The organism is Exiguobacterium acetylicum (assembly GCF_019890935.1).
GTDB lineage: Bacteria > Bacillota > Bacilli > Exiguobacteriales > Exiguobacteriaceae > Exiguobacterium_A > Exiguobacterium_A abrahamii.
Genome location: NZ_CP082333.1, coordinates 2,483,274 through 2,508,481 on the forward strand (window position 1 = coordinate 2,483,274; position 25,208 = coordinate 2,508,481).

At 49.9% G+C, this 25,208-nt stretch carries 27 protein-coding genes, 1 pseudogene and 1 riboswitch; of the genes and pseudogenes, 2 read left to right on the forward strand and 26 right to left on the reverse strand.

What is annotated here, in order from left to right; genetic code table 11:
* Positions 1-33 precede the first annotated feature (33 nt).
* Positions 34-138: riboswitch (SAM riboswitch) on the reverse strand.
* Positions 139-195: 57 nt separating this feature from the next.
* The 11 genes from K7G97_RS12905 to K7G97_RS12955 all read right to left on the reverse strand — a co-directional run bounded on the left by K7G97_RS12905 (position 196) and on the right by K7G97_RS12955 (position 11,080).
* The gene (locus K7G97_RS12905; RefSeq protein ID WP_223040730.1) at positions 196-1,362 is read right to left on the reverse strand and encodes a bifunctional cystathionine gamma-lyase/homocysteine desulfhydrase; all 1,167 of its coding nucleotides are present in this window, start codon (positions 1,360-1,362) and stop codon (positions 196-198) included.
* Positions 1,355-2,278 carry a PLP-dependent cysteine synthase family protein gene (locus K7G97_RS12910; RefSeq protein ID WP_223042040.1) on the reverse strand — a complete coding sequence of 308 codons (924 nt, stop codon included), beginning with the start codon at positions 2,276-2,278 and terminating at the stop codon, positions 1,355-1,357. Before K7G97_RS12910 ends, K7G97_RS12905 begins: the two co-directional genes overlap by 8 nt.
* The gene (locus K7G97_RS12915; RefSeq protein ID WP_023469165.1) at positions 2,275-2,739 is read right to left on the reverse strand and encodes an S-ribosylhomocysteine lyase; all 465 of its coding nucleotides are present in this window, start codon (positions 2,737-2,739) and stop codon (positions 2,275-2,277) included. Before K7G97_RS12915 ends, K7G97_RS12910 begins: the two co-directional genes overlap by 4 nt.
* A 3-nt stretch (positions 2,740-2,742) precedes the next feature.
* Entirely contained in the window at positions 2,743-3,381 is a 639-nt protein-coding gene (locus K7G97_RS12920) for a class I SAM-dependent methyltransferase (RefSeq protein WP_223040731.1), read from the reverse strand.
* A gap of 539 nt (positions 3,382-3,920) precedes the next feature.
* Positions 3,921-4,202, reverse strand: coding sequence for a thioredoxin family protein (locus K7G97_RS12925; RefSeq protein ID WP_023469167.1), 282 nt, complete (start codon positions 4,200-4,202; stop codon positions 3,921-3,923).
* A gap of 98 nt (positions 4,203-4,300) precedes the next feature.
* On the reverse strand, positions 4,301-4,684 hold the full coding sequence (gcvH, locus tag K7G97_RS12930; RefSeq protein WP_029342437.1) for a glycine cleavage system protein GcvH: 384 nt from the start codon (positions 4,682-4,684) through the stop codon (positions 4,301-4,303).
* Between the two features lie 64 nt (positions 4,685-4,748).
* Positions 4,749-5,111, reverse strand: a complete 363-nt coding sequence (locus K7G97_RS12935) for an arsenate reductase family protein (RefSeq protein WP_023469169.1) — start codon at positions 5,109-5,111, stop codon at positions 4,749-4,751.
* Between the two features lie 34 nt (positions 5,112-5,145).
* Positions 5,146-5,598 (reverse strand): DinB family protein, encoded by a 453-nt coding sequence (locus K7G97_RS12940; RefSeq protein WP_223040732.1) that lies wholly within the window; start codon positions 5,596-5,598, stop codon positions 5,146-5,148.
* Positions 5,599-5,673: 75 nt separating this feature from the next.
* A complete protein-coding gene (locus K7G97_RS12945) occupies positions 5,674-7,458 on the reverse strand; it encodes an acyl-CoA dehydrogenase family protein (protein WP_023469171.1) in 1,785 nt (594 codons plus the stop codon).
* Positions 7,455-8,645, reverse strand: coding sequence for an acetyl-CoA C-acetyltransferase (locus tag K7G97_RS12950; protein ID WP_214852588.1), 1,191 nt, complete (start codon positions 8,643-8,645; stop codon positions 7,455-7,457). Before K7G97_RS12950 ends, K7G97_RS12945 begins: the two co-directional genes overlap by 4 nt.
* Before the next feature lie 17 nt (positions 8,646-8,662).
* Positions 8,663-11,080, reverse strand: a complete 2,418-nt coding sequence (locus K7G97_RS12955) for a 3-hydroxyacyl-CoA dehydrogenase/enoyl-CoA hydratase family protein (protein ID WP_223040733.1) — start codon at positions 11,078-11,080, stop codon at positions 8,663-8,665.
* 183 nt (positions 11,081-11,263) lie between these two features.
* Here K7G97_RS12955 and K7G97_RS12960 point away from each other — a divergent pair, with 183 nt between their 5' ends.
* The gene (locus K7G97_RS12960) at positions 11,264-11,911 is read left to right on the forward strand and encodes a class I SAM-dependent methyltransferase (protein WP_223040734.1); all 648 of its coding nucleotides are present in this window, start codon (positions 11,264-11,266) and stop codon (positions 11,909-11,911) included.
* 524 nt (positions 11,912-12,435) lie between these two features.
* Here K7G97_RS12960 and K7G97_RS12965 read toward each other — a convergent pair.
* The 14 genes and pseudogenes from K7G97_RS12965 to K7G97_RS13035 form a co-directional block, all read right to left on the reverse strand.
* Positions 12,436-13,116 (reverse strand): hypothetical protein, encoded by a 681-nt coding sequence (locus tag K7G97_RS12965; RefSeq protein WP_223040735.1) that lies wholly within the window; start codon positions 13,114-13,116, stop codon positions 12,436-12,438.
* An 84-nt stretch (positions 13,117-13,200) separates the two neighbouring features.
* Positions 13,201-14,016: a DUF2785 domain-containing protein gene (locus K7G97_RS12970; RefSeq protein WP_223040736.1), complete on the reverse strand. Its 816-nt coding sequence runs from the start codon at positions 14,014-14,016 to the stop codon at positions 13,201-13,203.
* A 61-nt stretch (positions 14,017-14,077) separates the two neighbouring features.
* Positions 14,078-14,995 (reverse strand): proline dehydrogenase family protein, encoded by a 918-nt coding sequence (locus tag K7G97_RS12975; protein ID WP_023469178.1) that lies wholly within the window; start codon positions 14,993-14,995, stop codon positions 14,078-14,080.
* Positions 14,996-15,079: 84 nt separating this feature from the next.
* Positions 15,080-15,754, reverse strand: coding sequence for a TVP38/TMEM64 family protein (locus K7G97_RS12980; RefSeq protein ID WP_223040737.1), 675 nt, complete (start codon positions 15,752-15,754; stop codon positions 15,080-15,082).
* A complete protein-coding gene (gene trhA, locus K7G97_RS12985) occupies positions 15,751-16,410 on the reverse strand; it encodes a PAQR family membrane homeostasis protein TrhA (protein ID WP_195865500.1) in 660 nt (219 codons plus the stop codon). Before trhA ends, K7G97_RS12980 begins: the two co-directional genes overlap by 4 nt.
* Before the next feature lie 218 nt (positions 16,411-16,628).
* Positions 16,629-17,244: pseudogene (gene hisIE, locus K7G97_RS17500) on the reverse strand (bifunctional phosphoribosyl-AMP cyclohydrolase/phosphoribosyl-ATP diphosphatase HisIE).
* The gene (gene hisF / locus K7G97_RS13000; protein ID WP_023469183.1) at positions 17,241-17,990 is read right to left on the reverse strand and encodes an imidazole glycerol phosphate synthase subunit HisF; all 750 of its coding nucleotides are present in this window, start codon (positions 17,988-17,990) and stop codon (positions 17,241-17,243) included. The pseudogene hisIE and the gene hisF overlap by 4 nt, the downstream one beginning before the upstream one ends.
* The gene (gene hisA, locus K7G97_RS13005) at positions 17,984-18,688 is read right to left on the reverse strand and encodes a 1-(5-phosphoribosyl)-5-[(5-phosphoribosylamino)methylideneamino]imidazole-4-carboxamide isomerase (RefSeq protein WP_029342450.1); all 705 of its coding nucleotides are present in this window, start codon (positions 18,686-18,688) and stop codon (positions 17,984-17,986) included. The genes hisF and hisA overlap by 7 nt, the downstream gene beginning before the upstream one ends.
* Positions 18,661-19,248 carry an imidazole glycerol phosphate synthase subunit HisH gene (hisH, locus tag K7G97_RS13010; protein WP_223040738.1) on the reverse strand — a complete coding sequence of 196 codons (588 nt, stop codon included), beginning with the start codon at positions 19,246-19,248 and terminating at the stop codon, positions 18,661-18,663. Before hisH ends, hisA begins: the two co-directional genes overlap by 28 nt.
* Positions 19,245-19,826, reverse strand: coding sequence for an imidazoleglycerol-phosphate dehydratase HisB (gene hisB / locus K7G97_RS13015; protein ID WP_223040739.1), 582 nt, complete (start codon positions 19,824-19,826; stop codon positions 19,245-19,247). The genes hisH and hisB overlap by 4 nt, the downstream gene beginning before the upstream one ends.
* Entirely contained in the window at positions 19,799-20,770 is a 972-nt protein-coding gene (locus tag K7G97_RS13020; RefSeq protein WP_075643060.1) for a pyridoxal phosphate-dependent aminotransferase, read from the reverse strand. Before K7G97_RS13020 ends, hisB begins: the two co-directional genes overlap by 28 nt.
* Complete coding sequence (gene hisD, locus K7G97_RS13025; protein WP_223040740.1) at positions 20,770-21,987, reverse strand: histidinol dehydrogenase; 1,218 nt, start codon at positions 21,985-21,987, stop codon at positions 20,770-20,772. The genes K7G97_RS13020 and hisD overlap by 1 nt, the downstream gene beginning before the upstream one ends.
* Complete coding sequence (gene hisG, locus K7G97_RS13030) at positions 21,984-22,595, reverse strand: ATP phosphoribosyltransferase (RefSeq protein WP_223040741.1); 612 nt, start codon at positions 22,593-22,595, stop codon at positions 21,984-21,986. Before hisG ends, hisD begins: the two co-directional genes overlap by 4 nt.
* Positions 22,596-23,417: an ATP phosphoribosyltransferase regulatory subunit gene (locus tag K7G97_RS13035; RefSeq protein WP_035396343.1), complete on the reverse strand. Its 822-nt coding sequence runs from the start codon at positions 23,415-23,417 to the stop codon at positions 22,596-22,598. It lies immediately after the preceding gene.
* 122 nt (positions 23,418-23,539) lie between these two features.
* Between K7G97_RS13035 and hisJ the strand changes: the two genes are divergently transcribed.
* Positions 23,540-24,334 (forward strand): histidinol-phosphatase HisJ, encoded by a 795-nt coding sequence (gene hisJ / locus K7G97_RS13040; RefSeq protein WP_023469191.1) that lies wholly within the window; start codon positions 23,540-23,542, stop codon positions 24,332-24,334.
* A 38-nt stretch (positions 24,335-24,372) separates the two neighbouring features.
* Here hisJ and K7G97_RS13045 read toward each other — a convergent pair whose 3' ends face one another.
* Complete coding sequence (locus tag K7G97_RS13045; RefSeq protein WP_223040742.1) at positions 24,373-25,143, reverse strand: DUF4367 domain-containing protein; 771 nt, start codon at positions 25,141-25,143, stop codon at positions 24,373-24,375.
* Positions 25,144-25,208 lie beyond the last annotated feature (65 nt).

A 25,208-nucleotide genomic window follows, 5' to 3' on the forward strand; every position in this document is an offset into this window, starting at 1 on the left:
ACGCGCGCACTTTCCAGTACACAAAACCATTTGCTCTCATCTCCCAGACTTTTGTCTGCTGGAATTAGCACCACTTCGGATTAGATCCGCGGTTGCCGGGTTTCATCGGGCCAGTCCCTCCACCACTCTCGATAAGAGTTTCGGTATTAAGTTTGTAGAATATATTCTGAATATTAGCAGGGGTTATTTTTGTTGTCAAACAGTTTTTTCAGAAACTTTTTCGAGGAACGTGAAAGCACGTGTTAAGTCTTCTTTCAAATCTTCCGCGTCTTCAAGTCCAACTGAAATCCGAACGAGACCGTCCGTGATACCGAGTTCTGCCCGACGTTCTGCTGGGATCGACGCGTGCGTCATCCGTGCAGGAACGGAAATCAGACTCTCGACGGCACCAAGACTCTCAGCGAGTGTGAAGAAGTGTGTCGCCTCGACGAGTTTTTCTGCGTTCGCTGCTGAACCGACATCAAAGCTGATCATCCCACCAAATCCAGTCGCTTGTTTCGCTTGAATCTCGTGACCAGGATGCGATGCAAGTCCCGGGTAGAAGATGTTCGAGACGATGTCTTGCGCTTGCAGGAACGCAACGAGATCATGGGCTGTCTCTTCGATCGCATCCATCCGTATACCGAGTGTACGAAGACCACGGACGAGCAAGAAGCTGTCTTGCGGTCCAAGCACGCCGCCTGTCGAGTTTTGAATGAAGTGAAGCTCTTCGCCGAGCGCATCATCTTTGACGACGACAAGTCCAGCGACGACGTCTGAGTGTCCGCCGATGTATTTCGTCGCACTGTGCAAGACGATGTCTGCACCGAGCGCGAGTGGTTGTTGATGATATGGAGTCGCGAACGTGTTATCGACGACGAGTTTAAGATCGTGACGTTTGGCAATCGTTGCGATGGCTGCGATGTCCGTAACTTTCAACAACGGGTTCGTCGGTGTTTCGACGTAGACGATCTTCGTGTTGTCTTGGATCGCTGCTTCCGTCGCTGCAAGGTCCGTCGTATCGACGAATGTCACTTCGATGTTGAACTTCGGTAAGACGCGTTGCATCAAGCGGAACGTACCACCGTAGACGTCATCTGTCATGACGATGTGGTCGCCAGACTCAAGCAAGTGGAAGACGGCATGGATCGCTGCCATCCCAGAACCGAAGGCAAAACCACGTGCACCGCCCTCGAGATCCGCAATCAATCGTTCGATGCTCGTCCGTGTTGGGTTCGCTGTCCGTGAGTATTCGTATCCGTCCTTGAGTTGACCGATTTTATCCTGTTTGTATGTGCTTGTTTGATAGATCGGCGGTGTGACGGCTCCTGTTGCCCGGTCGACACCTGTTCCTCCATGAATCAATGCTGTCTTCTTACGCATGAGTTTCGTCCACCTTTTCAAAGATTTGTTGGCTCAAGTAGCGTTCGGCACTGTCTGCGAAGACGGTGACGATCGTACTGCCGGGGTGACGCTTCGCGATATCAAGCGCAGCAACGAGCGCTGCACCTGCTGAACTACCGACGAGTAATCCTTCGCGAGCGGCGAGTGTATGAACCGCGTCAAATGCATCGCGGTCAGAAATCGTATGAATCTCGTCGACGAGTTCACGCGGAACGAGACTTGGCCATTTCGCTGTACCGATACCTTCTGTCTTATGCGGACCGGCTGGACCACCATTTAAGACGGAGCCTTCCGGTTCGACGATTGCTGCTTTTGTACCGAGACGTTGTTTTAAGAAGTCCGCTGTTCCGGCGAACGTACCACCTGAACCACAACCGGCAACGAACCAGTCGATGTGCGGCAAGTCCACAATCAGCTCAGGACCGAGTGTCCGCTGATACGTGACTGGGTTCTCTTCGTTTTCGAATTGTAACGGAACGTAACTGTTCGGAATTTCCTGACCGAGTTCTTTTGCCCGGTCGATGGCCCCTTGCATATCGAGTTCAGTCGGCGTGTTGACGACGGTTGCGCCGAGTGCCCGCATCAACGTCTGCTTTTCATGACTGAATTTTTCCGGAACGACACAGATGACTTTGAGATCGTATTTCTTAGCGGCGAGCGCCAAGCCGATGCCGGTATTCCCGGCTGTCGGCTCGATGATCGTACCGCCTGGTGTCACGTGTCCGTTTTCGATTGCTGCATCAACGAGTTGAATGCCAAGGCGGTCTTTGACGCTGCCCCCAGGGTTCATCCATTCGAGCTTCGCCAAAATGCGCGTACCAGCAGGCAAATCGAATGAAGTGATCTCGTAGAGTGGTGTGTTTCCGACGAGGTCGCGGACGTTGTTCGCGATCATCCGAAGACGATGTCCCATTCATCACGACCGGCAAGCATTTTCTCGGCATAGTGCTTCGCTCCTTTGAGGTCATGTGCGCTCGCAAATCCACATTGGACTTCGTTTTGCGCTGGAATCTCTTCTGCTGCGAGGACGTCTTTCAACGTCTTCTCAACGAGTTCGCTCATTTTTTCGACCGAGTCGAAGTTCATCATCGCCATGTAGAAACCTGTTTGGCATCCCATCGGCGAGACATCGATGACATCATCCGAGTAGTTGCGGATGTTTTCAGCAAGTAAGTGCTCGAGTGTGTGCATCGCACGCATCGGCATTTGCTCAACGTTTGGTTGTGTGAAACGGATATCGTATTTGACGACTTGGTCAACTTTACCTTCTTTATAACCCGCGACGCGGATATAAGGTGCTTTGACTTTCGTGTGATCCAGGTTAAAGCTTTCGACGTTCATTTTTTGAAGTGCCATGATTTATTCCCCCATTTTCTCGGCTTCTACGAGCCAGACGAAGTGATTGTATTGTATAAATTTAACAGTGAATCCCCGTGCTGTAAACAATTCTTCCATAACTGGAATCAATGGGTAAAACTCGCGTTCGAGATCTTCCGCTAACGCGTCGAACCCTTGAGCACGTGCTTCACGAATCGTTTGCAAGCGTGCCTCTTCTGAGACGAACATCGTATCCGCGTAGACGATTTTTCCGTCTGCCGGTAAATGTGATGCCATCAGTTCGATCGCTTCTCCCTTTTCCTCATCTGTTAGATGATGAAACGCATACGTCGAAACAAAACTGCGTGCTTGCTTCGCTTCGAACGAGAGGAAGTGACCATCCTGTACTTCAAGAGACGGAATCTTTTCCGTTAGGATTGCCCGCATCTCCGGACTTGGTTCGACGGCGAGTACGGCGTCGTGACGTGCCAGAAGACGTTGTGTCAGGTTCCCTGTGCCTGCTCCGAATTCAATGACCGGCGACTGCGCTTTATCCGCTACTGTATCCAAAATCTCATCGTATCGACGAAAAACCTCTTTATACTCCGGATCGTGTCCGGTCACTGTCTCGTCATACGTCGATGCCCATTCTGTGAAAACATCCATAAAACGTACTGTCATGCCTTGTCGTCCTCCATCTCACCAGTTAATTCCGAGTAATCGGATATGAATTAAAGTAATTTTCCTTATTCGCATTGTAGCAAGGAGATTCTATCCTGGCAAGCGACCGGCTCGAAAAACTTCCAGAAAACAAAAAAAAGGCGTTGCCGGCGAACCGACAACACGAATAATGTGGTTAGAAATGCTACGAAGGAAAACCCAGCTCCATTCGGAATTGTTCGCTCTTCCGCGTGGAGGACGGCGCCTGTTCGACATGATTGCCAGCTTACGTTCACTTCCTGATCGGTCCTTTCGATCCACCACCCGTTCATTGCACCGCTTCGTCTTTGGGGGACGACTTAAGGGGAAACAATACACCGGCTTAGGATGGGAGAAAGGGTTCAGGACTTGAATCGTATTGAACGATCATCTCTGCTAGACTTCCTATAATGCATTTCTAGAAGTTGTTATGAATATACCATTCATATTTCTGCGTTGTCAACGGATTATTGTAAATATTCCGACAATTTAATAAAAAGAAAAATCCAGTCGGACTTTTCTTACCGTTCTTGACAGAAAGCAAAGACGTTTTGAACGGACTGGAAAGCATAAAGTCGCTCTACGACTTGATTTTCTTCAATTCGCAACAACGCAGGAACACTCATGACACGGGCTTCTTCTAAGAAATCCGGAATGAAATTCCCGTTCGCCTTCTGAATCGATTGACCTGATTCCGTTGCTTCGACGATATCAAGCATACGCTCCGCGATGGCGCATGTCCCGCACATCGGTGCATAGACATACAATAGTCCGTTTTCCGGGACGGTCGTGACCTCTTGCATGACGGTCGCTCCTTTCTTCGTGGTATCTGTCGTCAGTATACAAAAAAAAGAGAGCGGACGAAACGCAAGCGCCTCGTTCACTCTCTTTTCGTTAAGTATTACTCGTTGATCATCGATTTGTACGCTGCAGCGTCCATCAATGCCTCGACTTGTGAAGCATCTTCGATTTCGATGTCAACCATCCAAGCGCCTTCGAATGGTGACTCGTTAACGAGTTCTGGGGAATCCGAAAGGTTTTCGTTGATGGCAACGACTTTACCAGAAATCGGTGCATATAATTCCGAGACTGTCTTGACCGACTCGACTGAACCGAATGGCTCGTTTGCTGAGATCGTATCCCCGACTTCAGGCAATTCGACGAAGACGATATCCCCGAGTTCGTGTTGCGCGAAATCCGTGATTCCGATGCGCGCCTTGTTTCCTGATACTTCGACCCATTCATGTTCTTCCGAATAGCGTAAGTTGTCTTTTACTTGACTCATTTCCGATTCCCCCTGTGGACTAATTTGGACTAACGTGTTCAGTATACCAAAATCGACTCTGAACTTAATACCATTTTCCTTGATACATTTCTTCCTTGAAGCCGATCGTGACGTCTTTCCCGTCTGTGACAATCGGACGCTTCAACAACATGCCGTCACTTGCGAGTAACTTGTATTGCTCGTCTTCTGATAGCTCTGGAAGTTTGTCCTTGATCCCTTGCGAACGGTATGATTGACCGCTCGTGTTGAAGAATTTCTTCAGTGGCTCTCCACTTTTTTGATGAAGTTCCTGGATCGTCGTTGCAGATGGTGTCTCCTCGACGATATGTTTGTAATCCACTTCGACACCGTGCTGTTCGAGTGCTTTTTTTGCTTTGACGCACGTACTACATTTCGGATAGCCGTACATCGTGACTGTTTTTGTCATGTTCCTCACCTCACCTTCAAGAGTAGCAGATGGATCACTTCTGCTTCAAGCGTGCGAGCGCCCCGTCAATCTGATCTTGGTGATGGGCGTCATGAGCAACGAACGACTCGACGAAGGCTTGCGGTTGAAAATCCTCATAGGTCGCTTTAAATTGCCCGTCAGATAGACGATCGAGGTGATTGACGATGTCACGCCGGACGCTGATTGCTTTCTTCAATAAGGCGAGCGGATCGATATGATGCGCATATTCGACCGCCAGTCGATTGAACTGATCAAAATCTGTCTCAACAAGCGTCAACGGTTCATCCGGTAACTTCGAGATGGCATGATCGTAATAAAACCGGTCCCATAAATACAGATGACTGACGCACTCAAGGACGGTCCACTTATTAAGCGCAAGCGGCAGATCCCATTCTTCCGGCGACAAACGTTCAAGGGATTGATAGTAGGCAATCGCAAATTGCAGTTCAACCAATTCTTGGCGCATCTCGTTTTCCTCCTCCAACCAAAAACTTCGCCTTTACAGAGATTTTCCCTGCAAAGGCGAAGCGGTAAACCTGACTTAGACCGTATATTTGTTTGACTCGATGAGACGTTTTGCGATGTCGCGTTTCGTACCGATGACGTTGATTGGCTGGTAACGGCTGAATTTTTTCAGCGCCGAGAGCAACATCCGGAGTTCGTCGCCGCTTGCTGCCGCGTAGAGTGTCTCTTTCGCGTCACGCTCGACAGCTTCGAACGCTTGTTGTGCGAAGACTTCCGTGTAACGGACTTTCAGTTCGCTCTTCTCGATTCCTTTGTCGGCAATCGCTTTGTCCGTCCGGACGATTGCTGACTCCAGCGCATAGATCGCACTCATGATGTCAGCTGTGTTCGCTAAGATCTCTTGTTCACCTTGGAGTTTGTCCTGGTATTTCTGGACCGCTGTTCCGGCAGTCAACAAGAAGATTTTCTTCATCATCGCGAGTAAATGACGTTCGCGATCAAGTGGTGCTGTTCCGATTTCTGTCGGCATGAAGCTCATCACTTCTTGTTGCAGACGCTGTGCTTCCGCAAGCAACGGCAACTCGCCTTTCATCGCTTTCTTCAGCAACGTTCCTGGAACGAGAAGACGGTTGATCTCGTTCGTTCCTTCGAAGATCCGGTTGATCCGTGAATCACGGTACATGTTCTCGACTTCATATTCTGCCATGAAGCCGTAACCACCGTGAATTTGAACCGCTTCATCAATGACATAATCAAATGTTTCCGAAGCAAAGACTTTGTTCATCGAGCACTCGATCGCGTACTCCGCGATTGCATCGGCGATTTTCTTACCGTCCTTGCTCTCTTCTTCTGACAACTGATCGAGGCTGTCTTGGAACAGACCACCTGTCCGGTAGACCGAACTTTCCATCGCATACGTCTGTGCTGCCATCGTCGCGAGTTTTTCTTGAATCAATGGGAACGAGCTGATCGGTGTTTTGAACTGTTTCCGTTCATTCGAGTACTGGACTGCGAGATCAATCGCCCGTTTCGATGAACCGACAGCACCGACAGCTAATTTGTAACGACCGACGTTCAAGATGTTGAAGGCGATGACGTGACCGCGTCCGATCTCACCAAGGACGTTATCGACTGGTACTTCTGCATCTTGTAAGATCAACGTCCGTGTCGATGATCCTTTGATTCCCATCTTTTGTTCCTCGACGCCTGTCGAGACGCCTGGATACGATCCTTCGACGAGGAAGGCTGTGAACTTGTCACCGTCGATTTTTGCGTAGACGACGAACAAGCTTGCAAAACCAGCGTTCGTGATCCATTGCTTTTCACCGTTCAAGATGTAGTGCGTACCAGCTTCGTTCAAGACAGCCGTCGTTTTGGCACCAAGAGCATCCGAACCAGAGCCTGGCTCCGTCAACGCGTACGAAGCGATCCACTCCCCTGAAGCGAGCTTCGGCAAGTATTTATGCTTTTGCTCTTCGTTACCGAAGAAGACGATCGGCAACGAACCGATTCCGACGTGTGCGCCATAGCTGAGGGCGAATGAACGACCACGTGCGAACTTCTCCGTAATGATCGAAGACGAAATCTTATCCATCTGATAGCCGCCGTATGCTTCCGGAACGTCTGCGCCGAGTAGACCCAGCTCGCCTGCTTCGCGGAGGAGACCGACCGACAGTTCGAACTCGTGTTTTTCGATCCGGTCAAGGACAGGAACGACACGATCTTCGACGAACTTCGCTGTCATGTCACCGACCATTTTGTGTTCTTCCGAGAAATCCTCTGGTGTGAAGAGACGTTCTGGTGCTAACTCATCTAATACAAAACTGCCACCTTTGATTAATTCGTTTGTCGTTTGGCTCATTGTCCTGTTCCTCCTTCAACTAGTTCGAATACACCTGCTGCGCCCATTCCGCCACCGATACACATCGAGACGACACCATACTGGACATTCCGACGTTTCATTTCATGCAAGAGCGTCAATGTGAGTTTTGTTCCTGTACAACCGAGTGGGTGACCGAGGGCGATCGCTCCACCGTTGACGTTAACGATGTCTTCGTTTAATCCAAGCTCGCGGATGACACCGAGCGACTGCGAAGCGAACGCTTCGTTCAACTCGATCAAACCAACGTCCTCAAGCGTGATGCCTGCGAGGTCCAATGCCTTTGGAATCGCAACGACTGGTCCGATTCCCATCACTTCCGGACGGACACCACCGACCGCAAACGACTTGAACTTTCCGAGAATAGGTAACCCTTGGCGTTCTGCTTCTTCCCGTTCCATGACGAGGACAGCAGCCGCACCGTCTGACGTCTGCGAAGAGTTCCCTGCTGTGACGCTACCGCCGAGGCGGAACGCTGGGCGAAGTTTCGCGAGACCTTCCGGTGACGAATCCGGACGAACGCCTTCATCGTGTTCGATGACGAATGTCTTCTCTTCGATTTTTAGTTCATCATTGACGAATTGTTCCGTTACCGTTACCGGGACGATTTCGTCAGCAAACTTACCAGCCGCGATGGCTGCCGCTGCTTTTTGGTGACTCTTCAACGCAAACGCATCTTGATCTTCCCGTGAGACATTGTAGGTCGCAGCGACTTGCTCCGCTGTATGCCCCATGCTCATGTAGTATTCCGGTGCCGTGTCGACGATCGACGGATTAGGTCGGACGACGTGACCCGGCATCGGGACTTGGCTCATCGATTCAAGTCCTCCGGCGACGACCGCAGTTGCTTGCCCCGTCATGATCTTCATCGCTGCGTCAGCGATCGATTGTAGTCCACTTGAGCAATAGCGATTGATCGTGATTGCCGGTACCTCATGTGATAATCCACCGAGGACTGAAGCGTAACGGGCGATGTTCATCCCTTGCTCTGCTTCCGGTAAGGCACATCCGAGGATGACGTCATCAACCGCTCCCGTATAACCGGACCGTTTCAACGTTTCCTGGATGGCGATGCCTGCTAATTCATCCGAGCGCATCGATTTGAATGCGCCCTTTTTTGCTTTTCCGACCGGTGTCCGTGCACCGGCGACGATTACTGCTTCCTTCATCCGAATCCCCCCAGTCCTCAGTTACGAAGCGGCTTGCCTTTGACGAGCATGTGCTGCATCCGTTGTTGTGTCTTCATCTCACCGATCAGGCTCAAGAATGCTTCCCGTTCGATATCGAGCATATATTGTTCATCGACGTGGCTACCGAAGGCGACGTTTCCACCGGCGATGACGTGTGCGAGTTTACTAGCGATTTTCAAATCGTGTTCCGAGATATAGCCGCCGTAGAACATTTCGCGTGTCGCGAGTTCAAGCGTCGCTTTCCCAGCACGACCGACGACTGGAATCTTCGCTTTCGCCGGTGCCGTGTAGCCGGACCGGTCCAGTTCAAGGACGAGTTGTTTCGCATCATACGTCAAGTGATCCCGGTTCATCGAGATCTGATCAACGGAGCGGACATATCCGAGTTCGCGTGCTTCAAAGGCTGATTTTGAGACTTTTGCCATTGCGACGTTTTCGAACGTCTTTTGTGCTGCTTTTTCGATATTGACGAGTCCGTCCGGTGTGTTTTCTAACAGTCGACGATACGTGTTGACGTTTCCGCCGCCTCCCGGAATCAGACCGACACCGACTTCGACGAGACCCATGTACGTTTCAAGCCCGGCTTGCAGACGAGCTGCCGGAAGCGAGATTTCCGTACCGCCACCAAGCGTCATTCCTTGTGGTGCAGCGACGATCGGACGTGATGCATAACGAATCTTTTGAATCGATTGTTGGAACTTGTTGATGATCCAGTCGAGCTCGAACCAGTTCTCATCTTCCGCTTCCATCAGCATCATCGCTAGGTTCGCACCGACACAGAAGTTCTTGCCATCGTTCGCGATGACGAGACCACGGTGGTTTTTCTCAACGAGATCGACCGACTGTTCGATCATCTGCATGATGTCGACACCGATCGCATTGCTCTTCGAAGTGAACTCGAGGACCGCGACATCGTCACCGATATCAAGCAAGCGTGCTCCATTGTTCTCAAGGAGAACACCGTTTGACTTCCGGACATCACGGAGGCGGATTTCCTTCGGATTGACCGTTGCTCCGACGTAGTCTTGTGTCGTTGCGTCATAATGACGACCGGACGCATCATAGAAGCTCGTTTTTCCTGCTTCGAGCATCTCTTCGACCCATGCCGGTACTTCGTAACCGTCTTGTTTCATCTTCGCGACCGTTTTCTCGACGCCAAGTGCGTCCCATGTCTCGAACGGTCCCATCTTCCAGCCGAAGCCCCATTTCATTGCTTCGTCGATCGCTTTGATGTCGTCTGCAATCTCACCTGTCAGCTGAGCCGAGTAGAGCAATGTTTTCGCGTGGATCGGCCAGAGTAAGGTACCGACACGATCTTGTGCGAAGACGACGGCTTTCAGTTTGTTTTTTGCGCCCGGAAGTGCTTTAGCTTGTCCGATCGACGGTTCAGTAAGCGCTCTCTTTTCAACATACTCAAATGTCTCGAGATCAAGTTCAAGGATCTGTTTTCCGACTTTCTTATAGAACCCTTGACCCGTCTTCGCACCAAGCGCTCCTTGTTCGACAAGGCGACGCATCTCAGCCGGGACCGCGAACGTCTCCTTCTCTTCGCCTTCTGGCAACAAGTCATAGACGTTGTTCGCAACATGGACGAACGTGTCGATGCCGACGACGTCGAGTGTCCGGAATGTTGCTGACCCTGGGCGACCAAGCAGTGGACCTGTGACCGAATCGACCTCCCCGATCGAATAGCCACCTTTTTTCATCTCATCCATCGTCACGAGGAGACCGTATGTCCCGATCCGGTTACCGATGAAGTTCGGTGTATCCTTCGCAATGACGACGCCTTTCCCGAGTCGTTCTTCTGCGAATTGTTTCATGAAGTCGACGACACTCGGATCCGTGTCTGACGTTGGAATCAACTCGAGTAACTTCAGATAACGTGGTGGGTTAAAGAAGTGTGTCCCGAGGAAACGACGGTTAAATGATTCCGAGCGTCCTTCGCGCATCGCTTCGATCGAGATGCCCGATGTATTCGAGCTGACGATCGCGTCTTCCCGAATAAACGGTTCGATCGTTTTAAACAATTGTTGTTTAACATCGAGTCGTTCGACGACGACTTCAACGATCCAGTCTGCTTCTTTCAGACGCTCTAAGTCGTCTTCTAAGTTTCCGACCTCGATGAAGTCGATCAATTTTTTCGACGCGAGTGGTGCTGGGTTTTGTTTCAAGAGCTTTTCGCGATTATCGCGCGCGATGCGGGAGCGGACGCGCGGATCACTCAGCGTCAAACCCTGCTTCTCTTCTTGTGCCGTAAGTTCTTTTGGTACGATATCAAGCATCAATGTCCGTATGCCAGCATTCGCAAGATGTGCCGCGATGCCCGCACCCATCACCCCTGAACCGATGATGACGGCGAATTGGATGTGTTTCGTCAACTGGATTGTGGTCGGCTGACCGATTTGACTCGCCATGATATACCCCCTGAGTTTAAATTGAATGAACAACCATTCATTATACTGACAAAAAAAGAAGCCGAACGACTTTGGTGTGCTTCTTCTACATCTTCATCATAAATGAATAATGATTCAGTAGCAATAAAAAATCAGTCAATGGACAAATTTTCCTGTTAGACTGATAAAAAGGAGTGGATAGAAATGAGTCAAACCGAGCATGTATGGAATCAAAAAGCCGCCGACTGGGCGGATCGCGCTGACGATATGTGGACGAACGGCAGTCGGAAAACCGTTTTGCCGTTCTTACGAAAAACAATCACCGGTGGTCGTTTGCTTGATCTCGGTTGCGGTGATGGGGCAGCCTGTCGCTTACTGACACCGGACTTCCAGACAGTCGGACTTGATGTTTCAGATGAGATGATTCGGATTGCCCGTGAGAAGTCACCCGAGCAGACTTTCATTGTCGGTACGGGGGAAGCATTGCCGTTCGCCGATCATGCGTTTGATGTCGTCCTCGCCGTCAACTCACTTGAATGGTCGACACGTCCCGTTCAAGTGCTGCAAGAAATCGAACGCGTCGCCCCGCTTGTCGTCGTCAGTCTACTCGGTCCGACAGCCGCTCCGCGGCAACTTGCTTACCGTCGTCTCTACGGTGAGGAAGTCGCAATGGGGAATACGATGATGCCGTGGGAACTGTTGCAGCTGGCGAAAGAACGCGGTTGGACGTTACTCGATGAAGCGGTCATCCAAAAGGAAGGAGCCGTCATGACAGGGCATCGGTTACTGGATCAAGCCCATGCTTTCTCGTGTTTGTTTGCTTTTCAGACGACAGCTGTGAGGGAGAGATAACTATGTCATATAGTACTTTTTATACTTTTATTTTGATTGCGTTAGGTATCAATCTCTTATTTTATATCGATTCACTTGATGTTTTAGAACGATGGCAATACTTTTTATTGTATATGGTTTTTCTAATGGGTATACCTGAACTCGGAAGACGCATTTTTCGACGCTATCAAGAAAAACGATTCCATCCGCAGACCTCTATCTTTCTTGTCATTCTTGTATTTGCAGGCATGCTGTTTTTAGGAAATATCATTTTGCCGTAATGATTGATGAAACTCCATCATCAGTAACCTCACTGTCTTCTCACCCGCTTTCCTACAGGAGTCGGGTGAAGACATGTGAGGTAGCTTAAATGTAATAAACGGTCTCTCACTAGAAGTTAAGAGACCGTTTTTGGTTGATTTCATTCAATTTGAGACTGCAAGTCACATTGTCTTCATCACACCGGTAACGGTAATGATAAGTGTGAATCAAGATCGTCTACTTACTAAAATTCGTTTAGTACTTTAAGACGTACTTTTACAGATTCAATCCTCCAAGTCATATTTCAAACGAGAAAAAGAACGACTTACCTTAAAATCAAAATCAATAAGAGTAGTTACATCGTAACTTTTTTGACGATAGATCTCTTTCATGAGTTGCAAGAAAATATAGCGACACGTATATAAATCATCTCCAGTGTCTTCTCTCATCGAAGCATAATCAATTTCTTCACCTAGCGAATCATACACAATCGTTTCAAACTCTAAATTTGTATGCCACATAAAATCTAAAAATCCTTGTAGAACTGCTTTTTTATACATATCTAGTGGAAAAGTAGACAAGATTTTATTTTTATAATAAAACTCTACTACTTTTTTTTGATAGAAAAATCGAATGATAAAGTTAGAAGAGACTTCCTCGCTCTCATATTGTAAAGACCAGTTTGATTCTTCAACGTCATATAGTTCACTTGTCGATACACTTTTTATTAAAGCGTGCCAAAACATGTATAGCTCACTTACATGTGCATTAAAAGGGAGCTGTTCATCATTTATATAAAAAACAACTTTTCCAGAAGGATACCCGTCAGCTCGACCAAATGCATAACTAAATACATCATTATCTTTTAAATCGGTCATCTTTATGAATCCTGGGTATTCTTGATTAATATCTAGTTCTTTTTTTTCAGGAGGAATTTTAATGAAACTCTTAATTTCCAAATACATAATAAAATCGTCCTTTCATTTATGAGGATACTTCCTACCTGAGGACAGCGAAGAATTTGAAGACGTCCAATATACCCTATGTCTTTATCCTCCATGCGTTCGCTGATGTACCTGTCGCAACCACTCTTCAATTAAGACGATATCCGATCGCTCTTCCCATTTCAGTCGAAAATAGAGTGTCTGTAGCATCTGTTTGACATTACGATACGTCGTCCACTCCGCATCTCCCCATGTCACGTCACTCACTAACCACTCCTGAATGATCTTTTCGATTCGTTGTAATAGGACATCTTCCGACAGTCCATGGTGACAAGCTTGCAACAATGCCGTCACCATCCGGTCTGCTTCCTCATCGACATAGAGATAATCGGACCGCGTCAACTGACGAATCATCGCATCAATCGCTCCGAGCTCCTCCTGTGGACCACTCGCTGGGTGCGTAAACCAAACCGCATAGACATCGGCGATATGTGCCATGCTGTGTGCCCACCCCATTCCGTCAATGAATCCACGGACATCCTTTTCTTGCTCCAAATAGGTTTGTAAGTAAGTGGACAGCCGATCCAACTGACTTTGCGTCAATAAGTGTCGGGTTTTGTCCATCACTAACAATTCAGCGAGTGCTAATGCTGAAAACGATCGCGTCAGAACAGCTGTTGTGTCTGCTGTTCCCATTCTATACATCAATCCATGCCCGCTTAAAATAAAATCGAAAATTCGATTGGTGTCTTCTATCGTAAATGACTCTGATGCGATATAGGTCGCTAACTGCGGATAGATCAATCCATCTCGTAACTCAGAATCTGTCGAACCGATATGTAGAAGTAACTCATCGAGTAATGCAGGCGTTGCACTCGTGTCTTGTTGTAGCAGTTCCTTGAATTCTTGTTCTGTTCGCACTATTTTGTCCTTCCCTTCCTGAATCAAAAAAGACGATGCAACGTTGCATCGCCTTCCCCACTTATCCTTTGACCATTCCTTTGAGAACGAAGGCAACGTTTGCCGGTCGTTCTGCTAAGCGGCGCATGAAGTAACCGTACCAGTCACGGCCATAAGGAACGTAGACACGGACTTTATAGCCTTGCTTGACGAGTTCGAGTTGACGCTCGACCCGGATACCGAATAACATCTGGAATTCGAACTGGTCTTTTTCGATCCCGTTTTCTTTAGCGTGACGGATGACTTGCTCGATCATCGCATCGTCATGCGTTGCGACGGCAGCATAGTTTCCGAGTGATAATTGTAACTTCACGAGCTTGATGTAGTTGTGGTCGACGTCTTCCTTCTCTGGGAACGCCACCGTTGCCGGCTCTTTGTAAGCCCCTTTGACAATCCGGAGATTCGTCTCGAAGCGTCCGACACGTTTGATGTCATCTTCCGACCGGTAAAGATACGACTGGATGACTGTTCCGATGTTATCGAAAGATTGGCGCAATTCTTCAAACAATTGAATCGTCTTTTCACAACGTGGCTCATCTTCCATATCGATCGTGACGAAGACACCGAGTTCTTTTGCCCGTGTTAAGATCCGTTCCATGTTCGAGCGGATCAAGTCGTCCGAGATATCGAGTCCGAGTGATGTCAGTTTCAACGAGAGTTGCGAGTCTAATTTTTCTTCCGCAATCATCTCAACCGCACGAATACATTCTTGTGTCATCATCTCTGCTTCCGCTACCGTCGAGATGAACTCCCCTAAATGGTCCATCGTGACGCATAACCCTTTTGCGTTCAATTCCTGGATCGCCCGTTTCGATGCTTCCAATGAATCCCCTGCCACGAAGCGACTTGCTCCGAATTTAAGCCCGTATCGCTTGGCGAGACCGTTCAATGTCTTGTTTTGCGATAAGAAGATAAAACCATCCCGTAGTACTTTTTCCATCACTCATGATTCCCCCTAAATAAATGCTAGGCTGTTTTACCGTATCGGTTCACATCTCTGCACTCATATTATGCCATAAAGCGCTTACATACGCTCTTTATTTCGTTTATTTTTGAGAATCCGTTGAGCAACAAGTCCTACGGCAAAGAATAGGACGTACAGTCCGATGGCAACGAAAAATTGCCAGGAGAACGGATCACGCAGGCTTGAGCCGATATTGTTGTAAACGAACGCACCGGGAATGATCCCGATGTAGTTGGCGATGGCGAACTGTTTAAAGCGGATTTTTGACAATCCGGACGCATAGCTGATCGCGTCAAATGGAAACAATGGAATCAATCGGACGATCAAGACGACGAGGAAACCGTTCGTCGCAATCCGTTCGTCGAGCACGTTCAGCTTCCCTTTCCCGATCAATTTCTCGACGCCACGGCGACCGAGCAACCGGGCGATCCAAAAGCTGAGTAAACCGCCGGTGCCGGCACCAATGACGTCGAGTAGCGTTCCGAGCCATGGACCGTACGTGTAACCGCCAAAGACGGTCAACAGACTCGCCGGGAAAAAAACGAGTGGTCGAATGGTGTAAGCGAGTACGTAAAGCAACATCCCGGTGAGACCTTGATCCCGTACCCAATCCGATAATGCCTGAATGTCGAATTGCTCCAGCATTCCAGACATCCGGAAGTACAGGAGCAACCCAAGACCAAACATAAAATACAGCGTAAGCGGGAGCCAGTCCCGGAGCCGTAATTTCTTCATGACATTGTCGCCGGAGCAACATAGTAGAAAATCGAGAGGAAAATCAGGACACTGCCCGCAAGGACGAACAGATGCCAAATCGCGTGGTTATACGGCAAGCGTGCCCAGACGTAGAAGATGACGCCGAGCGAATACGCAAGGCCACCACCGAGGAGCAGTAAGAATCCTTGGAATCCGAGCGCTTCATAGATCGGCTTGATTGCAAACAGACAACACCAGCCAAGAATCAGATAAGACGCATTCGAAATCCAGACGTATTTACCGGTCGAATAGAGCTTCCAGATGATGCCGAGCGTCCCGACACCCCAGACGATACCGAGCAATGTCCAGCCGAGCGGACCACGGAGTGTGATCAAAGCGAACGGTGTATAACTACCAGCAATCAAGAGATAGATACCGGCGTGATCTAAAATTTGCAAGACCTTATTCGCTTTCGTATGCATCAGCGAATGCATCAAGGTCGAGAACAGATAAAGGAGAATCATCGTTGCCCCGAAGATACTGACAGCCGTGACGTTCCAAGCACTGCCGGATTTCGTCGCCTGCAGAATCAGCATCACGAGCGCGACGATACTGAAAATAACACCGAGACCATGTGTAATGGCACTGGCGATCTCCTCTTTCAAGGAATCGCCTTTTGCGAGCAGCTCTTCGATCGTTTCCTTGGATTGTTGCTTGATCGTTTGCTTGATTTCTTTTTTCGTAACCAATCGAACACCTACTTTCTAAAAACAAAGGACTATGCTTTTGATTATACGCCCTCATGCGACAGCGTGCCTATCGAAACATTCTGTCGATTTGATGACAACTGTCATCTGTTTGTCTTTTCCCGCCCATACAAAAATCCACACCGCCTAGGCGATGTGGATATGCCTTACCACTGTTCAATATCCGGACGATCCTTGAACGTCGATTTTGTTCCGTGACGTTCGTTCAGGACCGCTTCGACTTCTTTGAAGGAGACACCGCGGTCAGCAAGCAAGACCGTTAAGTGATACAACAAGTCTGCTGTCTCTTCTGCTAACGTATCGTTACCAGCGAGAACGACTTCAAACGCCTCTTCACCGAACTTCTTCGCGATCTTCTCGTACCCGGAAGCAATCAAATAATTCGTGTAGGATTCTGCTTCCTTCGCCTCAATCTTCGCTTTGACGGTCTGTTCCAGTTCGTATAACATCGGGCACCTCCACTTCTGTATAGAAACAACTGCGATTTCCAGTATGGCATGTCGGACCGTTCGCTTTGACTGCGATCAAGAGACTATCCTGATCACAGTCGATCCACATCCGTTTGAGTTCAAGCGTGTTCCCGCTCGTCTCGCCTTTCGTCCAGAGACGATTCTTCGTCCGCGAGAAGAAGGTGACAAGACCGGTCGCAAGCGTCTTATCATAAGCGGCTTGGTCCATGAAGCCGACCATCAAGACATCGTTCGTCTGCTCGTCGACGACGACGGCAGCGACGAGTCCTTTTGAAAAATTCAATGTCGTCATCGGACTTCGACTCCTCGTTCTTTGAGGTAGGCTTTCGTTTCCGGCATCGTGTACGTTGCTTCATGGAAGATCGAAGCAGCAAGAGCCGCATCAGCGCCTGCCTCTAGTCCTTCTGCTAAATGATCGAGTGTTCCGACCCCACCGGAAGCGATGATCGGTACGTTGACGACTTCACGCAGACGACGGATCAAGGCGAGATCATAGCCGTCCTTCGTGCCGTCAGCGTCCATCGACGTGACGAGTAATTCGCCAGCACCAAGCGCAACGGCTTCCTGTGCCCACTCGATCGCGTCACGTCCGACGGGTTGTGTGCCACCGTGTGAGAAGACACCCCATGAGTCGCCGGTCTGTTTCGCATCGATCGCGACGACTGTCGCTTGGACACCGAACAGGCGGCTGACTTCTTGAATCAGTTGTGGATTTTGAAGCGCCGACGAGTTGAGTGAGACTTTGTCAGCACCGGCACGAATCAAGCGTTTCGCGTCTTCGATCGTCTTGATTCCGCCACCGACCGTAAATGGCATGTAGATGACTTCTGCAACGCGTTCGACGATATCAAGCATCGTCTCGCGTCCTTCTTGCGTTGCTGAGATATCGAGCAGGACGAGTTCGTCCGCCCCTTGTTCGTAATAATACTTTGCGACGGCAACCGGGTCACCGAGATCACGTAGATTCTGGAATTTGACGCCTTTGACGACACGCCCTTCCTTGACGTCAAGACAGGGAATGATTCGTTTCATCAACATACGCGTAACACCTCTTTTAAGGCGAGTGATCCGTCGAGCAACGCCCGACCGACGACCGCTCCGTCCATCCCGATCTCTTTGAGGCGCGCGACGTCATCGACCGTCGTCACACCACCGGAAGCAATCAATTCGACCCCTTCCCGCTTCAACCGGTCGAGTCCATCAACGTCCGGTCCCATCATCATTCCGTCACGCGAAATGTCTGTATACAGGAACGTCTTGATTCCTTTGCCGATCAAGTGCGTCATCGCTTCTTCGAGCGTCCAACCGCTCGCTTCGAGCCAGCCGCGTGTCTGAACGATGCCTTCTTTTGCATCTAACGCAACAGCCAGTTTATCACCAGCGAGAGCGATCATCTGCTCAAGTAACGCTTCGTCTTCAAGAGCGACCGTGCCGACGAGAATCCGGTCGATCCCGGCACCGACGTATGCTTCGACCGTCTCGATGTTACGGACACCACCACCAGCTTCAACGAACAACCCGGTCTCCTTTTTGATGTCGGCGATCAAGTTCAAGTGCAGCGGTTCGCCGGCTTTTGCACCGTCAAGATCGATCAAGTGAATCGCTGTCGCCCCATCTTCCTTGAAGCGCTTCGCGATCGTCAACGCATCACCGAAGAATGTCTGTTGGTCAAAATCTCCTTGCTTCAGGCGTACCGCCTGTCCGCTCATTAAATCGATTGCTGGGTAGAGTTGCATGTCGTCTCTCTCCATTCCTTAAGTAGTTTCAATCCGACTTCGCCACTCTTTTCTGGGTGGAACTGCATCCCGGTGACTTGTCCTTTTTGAACGATTGCTGGGACGAGGCGTCCGTATTCGACCGAGTCGACGATCCATTCTGGGTCACAGACGGCACCGTACGAGTGGACGAAATAGACGGCTTCGCCGTGGTTCGTCAGCTGGTGCCAACCCATGTGTGGCAAGCGGACGTCATTCGGTAATTTTTCAATCGTTCCCGGTAAAATCCCGAGACCTTCCGTCAGTCCATCTTCGTCACTTGATTCAAAGAGCAGTTGCATCCCGAGACAAATTCCGAGGAACGGTTTCTTTTCGGCTTGTTCTTTTAAGAAGTCGACCAGTCCTGTCTCCTTCAGGCGCTCCATTGCCGGGGCATAGGCACCGACACCCGGTAAGACGAGTGCTTCTGCTTGCTCCAATAGTTCAGCATCATTCGTGACGATGACTGCCTCACCGAGCTGTTTTAATACCCGCTCAATGTTTGCGATATTTCCGACGCCATAATCGACGATTGCTATCATTGATCAATCAACCCTTTCGTAGACGGTACGCCTTCGCTCGTCACGGCAATGGCCTGACGAACAGCCCGACCGAGTGCTTTGAACAACCCTTCGATCATGTGGTGGGTATTCGAACCATATAAGACTTCGGCATGAATCGTCATCCGGGCACTCCGTGATAAGCCTTGGAAGAACTCCTCTGCGAGTTCCGTATCAAAGTCACCGAGCTTCGGATTCTTGAAACTAGCACGGAAGACCGTGAACGGACGACCGCTGAAATCAAGGACGACGGACGCAAGGGTCTCGTCCATCGGCACACGCGATTCGCCGTAGCGTTCAATCCCGGCTTTATCGCCGAGCGCTTCCGTCAACGCTGCCCCGAGAACGATCGCGGTATCTTCGACCGTGTGATGGGCATCGATCCACGTATCACCTTTTGCGGTCACCTTCAGACCGATCCGGGCCTGGAAGGCGAATAACGTCAACATATGATCAAAGAAGCCGACACCCGTCTTAATCTCAACCGGACCTCCTGCGAGATCGACCTCGACCTTGATGTCTGACTCTGCACTTACTCGTTCGCTTGCGCCACGCCGCATCGTAATTCCTCCTCTACACACGTTTCTAATACTTGCATTGCTTCTGGTGATCCACAACTGACACGGAATGCTTGGTTAAACAAGCGGATCCGTAATCCGGCGTCAGCACAACGTTGCGTAAAGCGTTCGGCTTCCGGATACTCGACGTAGACGAAGTTCGCTGCACTTGGATACGTCTTGCCGATTGGGGCGAGAATCCGTTCGATCGCTTCGCGGCTCGCATACGTTTCTTCTAAGACCCGATCGAGTTCCGGTTCTGCCATGATGGCGATACCGACAGCTGCTGATAGACCAGAGACGTTGTATGGTGATTTAATCTGTTCGATTTCTTCGATGATTTGTTCGCTCGCGATGACAAAACCAAGTCGAAGCGATGCGAGCCCGAACGCTTTCGAGAGCGTCCGTAAGATGATTGCTTTCGGATATTCTTCGAGTAAGTGAAGCATCGACTGTTCGAGCGCGAAGTCGATATAGGCCTCATCGATGACGACGTATTTGCCACTGTCGAGCAAGCGCCGGATGTCCGCTTCCTTGCGGAGGACACCGGACGGATTGTGCGGGTGACTCAAGAAGATGATCTCACCCGGAGCTGCGATCAATCCCTCGACGTCAAGCGCCATTTCGTCAAGTAACGGCACGCGTTCAAACGGTGCCCGTGCCCGGTCAGCGTAGAACTGATACATGACGAAGTCCGGTTCCGAGGCGATGACTGGCATCCCGGGTCCGCCGTAGCGGGCACATAAGTAGCCGATCAACTCATCCGAGCCGTTTCCGGCGACGAGTTGCGTCGGACGGACACCGGCGTACGTCGCGTATGATGCCTTGACTTGATCGATGATTTCGACAGGATATTCATTTAAAGGGAACGTTGCGATCAATTCCTGGATCGCTTCGATCCCGACTGGACTATGGGTCGTGAATCGTTCGTTTTGGTGTAATCGCATTAGTCTTCCCTCACTTCGATGGCTTGTGCGTGTGCTTCGAGTCCTTCGACCCGGGCAACGATCTTCGCTGCATTCGCAAGACGTTGTACGCCTGCGCGTGTGGCTTCGAGCATCGTCTGGTGACGCAGGAACGTCCGCGCTGATAATCCAGACGCAAAACGAGCTGTACCGGACGTTGGTAAGACGTGGTTCGTTCCAGCGACGTAATCACCGAGCGTTTCTGGTGTCTCGTGACCGAGGAAAATCATCCCGGCGTGACGGATCGATTTGACGACCTCTTGCGGATTGGCAACGGCAAGTTCCAAGTGTTCCGCCGCGAGACGGTTCGCTTCTTCGATCGCTGTTTCGAGTGGAGCAACGAACACGCCACCGTTTTCCATCGCACGACGGGCAATCTCTTGACGCGGCAATTGCTGTAAGCGCCGTTCGATTTCCGTGTCTACCGCTTGTTTCATCTCTTCCGTTGGCACGAAGGCGATCGCGACAGCGTCACGGTCGTGTTCGGCTTGAGCAAGAAGATCAGCTGCGATCCGGTCCGGATGCGCTGTTTCGTCCGCGATGACGACGACTTCCGATGGACCGGCGACGGAGTCGATGCCGACAATCCCGTAGACTTGGCGTTTTGCTTCAGCAACGAAGCGGTTTCCAGGTCCGACGATCAAATCGACAGCTTGGATGCTTTCTGTTCCGAATGTCAAAGCGGCAATGGCTTGCGCTCCACCAATCGTATAGATTTCTGTCACACCAGCGATCCGTGCCGCAACGAGGACCTCGTCACTTAAGTTCGTCATCGGCGTCACCATGACGACCCGTTCGACACCAGCAACTTTTGCTGGAATGGCGTTCATCAAGACGGTCGATGGATAACTTGCTGCACCACCTGGAACGTAAATCCCAACCGAATCGACGGGAACGAAACGTTGACGTCGTGTCACGTCTGCTTCGACGAGTTCGATGTCAGATGGAAGTTCTTGTTCGTGCCATTCGACGAGTCGTGTCGCCATCAACTTCAACGAGTCGATCAAGTTAGCGTCTGCTTGTTCAAAGGCTTGTGTGATTCGTGTTTCACTAAGACGGAAATCTTCAAGATCGACCTGATCGAATTGGTTCGTGTAATCGCGGACAGCGGCGTCACCGTCTGTTGCGACGCGTTCGAGAATCGCGCGGACCGCGAGCTCCGTGTCGCGATCGATGCTGAAAGGTTTTGTCGGTGTCATGATCGTGTCACTCCTTCTGTCAATTGCTCAAGCAAGCGGATAACTTCAACCCGCTTCCGTTTTAACGTCCATTCGCTCGTAAAGAATCGAGCGCTGATATCGATAATTTTTTCGTATTCATTTAGTCCGTTCGCCCGTAACGTCTCACCTGTCTCGACGATATCGACGATTGCGTCAGCAAGTCCGAGTAACGGTGCTAACTCGACCGAACCGTTCAGCGGTACGATGTCGACGTCGACACCGAGTTCGCTGAAATAGCGTTTCGCGATGATCGGATACTTCGTCGCAATCCGGACACGGCGTCCGCCTTCGAATTGTAACGGCTCCTTCGCACAGACCGACATCCGGCAGACACCGAACGGCAATTCCGCGAGTTCCGATAACTCTTGATCCGATTCCAGTAAGATGTCACTGCCGGTGATCGCAACGTCAAGAACACCTTGAGCGACGTACGGAATCAAATCCGATCCTTTCATGAAGACGAATTCGTGCTCGCCCCGTTTGACGATCAGTTCGCGTTCAATGGCTCCCCATGTCTCGACGCCAGCTTCTTTCAGATAACGTTCTGTCGCTTTCGACAGCCGTCCTTTCGTAATTCCGATTCGCATTTAGAGCACCTCCGCCAACCGTTCGACCGAGAATCCGATGCCGAACGCCTGTTGTTCTTGTCCGAATTGTTCATAAAGCCGGTCGTAGCGTCCACCGACGAGGACGGGTTCCGTCACACCTTCGATGAAACCGTGGATCGTGATCCCGTCGTAGTAGGTCTGTAAGCCCATTTGACCGAAGTCGAGATCGGCATTGACGGCTTCCGCGAGATCAAGCACGGCATTGAGTCGTGTCTCGTCGACGTACGGTAGGATCGTCTCTGCCCCTTCACGTCCGAATAACAAAGGTAGTTTTGCAAGTAAGGCATCATCGAGTTGACCCGCGATTCGCTTCAGTTCGATGACGTTACGTAAACGCAGCATCTGTGTCACTTGGTCGCGTAAGTGGTGATCACCGACACGCGTCTCGATCAAATGCTCGATTAGACCGGCATCACCGATTGAGAGTGTGACTTCTTTTCCTGTCAGTTCCTCGACGAGTCGGACCGCGAGTTGAATTGCTTCGACTTCTGCGATTTGTCCTCGTTCCTCGAATCCGACCTGGAACTTCTCTTCCGGTTGAAAGACCGAGCCACTGTAGAAGACACGTTTATATTGTTCGCGACCACGTTCGCTGAGTGCACGCGCGACACTAGTCGTAAAATCCATCCGAATCTGTTCCCGTCCACCGATTTCCTCAATTAAGGGCGTGATTAATCGGGTATAGTTAGATTGTTCGAGTCCATCTTCGAGCTGACGGATGACCTGTTGGAGCCGCGTTGCCGAGGCACCAACGTAATCTGTCGCTCCATCCTTGAGTCGAATCGTAGAAAATGATTGCATACTCCCACTCCTTTATCTTATTATCACTGTACCACGCTAAATTATTTAACGATAAGATACCGCGTTTCGGGCACATTGTCAATCGCTTTGCTTGCCAATTCTAAAAAATCGGAGGGTTACTCATGCAATTATTGAAATGGGACGGTCACGTCCACAGTCCATATTGTCCACATGGTACGAAGGATCCACTTGAAGCCTACATCGAGCGTGCGTTAGAGCAAGGCTTAGAACGGATCAGCTTCACGGAACATGCCCCTTTACCTGAAGGTGTGACGGATCCTGCACCAGATAACGATTCCGGAATGTCGTTTGCGACAGCCGATGCCTACCTGAAGGAATTAACGCAACTCCGCGAGACATACAAGAATCAGATCGACATCCGGATCGGGATGGAGTTCGACTACTGGGAAGGGCATGTCGACGGGACGCGTGACATCATCGCTCGCTACGCTGACGTCTTGACCGACGGCATTCTTTCACTGCATTACTTATACATCGATGATCAGTATTATGGCGTCGACTTCAGCAAGGAAAGCTTTGGTGAGATCGTCACGAAACTCGGAAGCGTCACGGCGGTCCATGAACGCTATTATGAAGGCATCCAAGCCCTCGTCATGACGGACCTCGGTGCACATCAACCGAAACGTCTCGGTCACTTAACGTTACCGACGAAATTCATCCAAGCCTATCCGCTTGAGTCGAACCCAACGAACCTCGACGACACGTTACGGAAGATCCGTCAAGCGAACTTTACGCTCGACGTCAACACGGCAGGACTCCGTAAGCCGTTATGTGGCCTTTCCTATCCTTACCCGGAACTCTTGCAAGTCACGCAGTCGTTATCGATTCCGCTCGTCTATGGATCAGATGCCCATCTCGCAAAAGATGTCGGTGCTGATTTTGATTTCAAATGGTAAACAAAAATCCGGATGCCGCAGCGTCCGGATTTTTTTGTTTAAGAATACGGGAAATCAGCAGCGTCGACAGGAGCAATTGATCGTGCTAATTTTTTTAATTGTTTTAGTGATACGTTACCGGACAGGAGGACGATTTGATTGTCTTCGACGTAATAGAGGTTCGTTCTCTCTTGTTTTTCTTGGAAGTAAGCCGTCTGTCCGTTCGCAAGCGTCGTTTCCTGCCAGTCCTCGCCTTGAACGTCTTGCTTCGGAACGACGGTTAGAAGAATCGTTTGTGACTTCGTGTGGAAGAACCAGATTCTATCATCCCCATTAGGACTTGAACTACTGGCAATCGCTTGGAATGTCGAGAACGGTAAATTCAAACCGCGAGCAGAACTACTCTTCTTAATGTTTTGAACGTCGTCATATAAGACGCCTCCTAACATCCAGTTCTTCTCTTGCTTGGTATACTCTAGTACAGCAAGACGATCTGATCCTTTTGGGTAATGCAGCGTTACGTAAGCACGATTTCCGACAACGATACTGCTCCAGATATCGCCTTCAGTCGGGTACGCTTTTGTTCCATCTTTAAAGTAAAACGTCACGTGACGACGGAAATCCGCTTCAAACGAATCCTGTTCTGAAAAGTCCTTCGCTTTAATGCGTTGTACGATGGCATCGGGATTATTTACATCTTCAGCAGTATTATCCTCAATCCAGTGTGATTTAAGCTGATTCACTGGTGGAACTTGGTCTGGTTCTGCACAACCGGTCAAAATACTTGCAGCTAATAATGCACTGATTACACCAATCCGTTGAAATCGCATGACAATCTCCTTTTCCTCTTTTTTCCTTTCTTTGAGTATCGCATGCTTCGCGAGTAAGTCTTCAA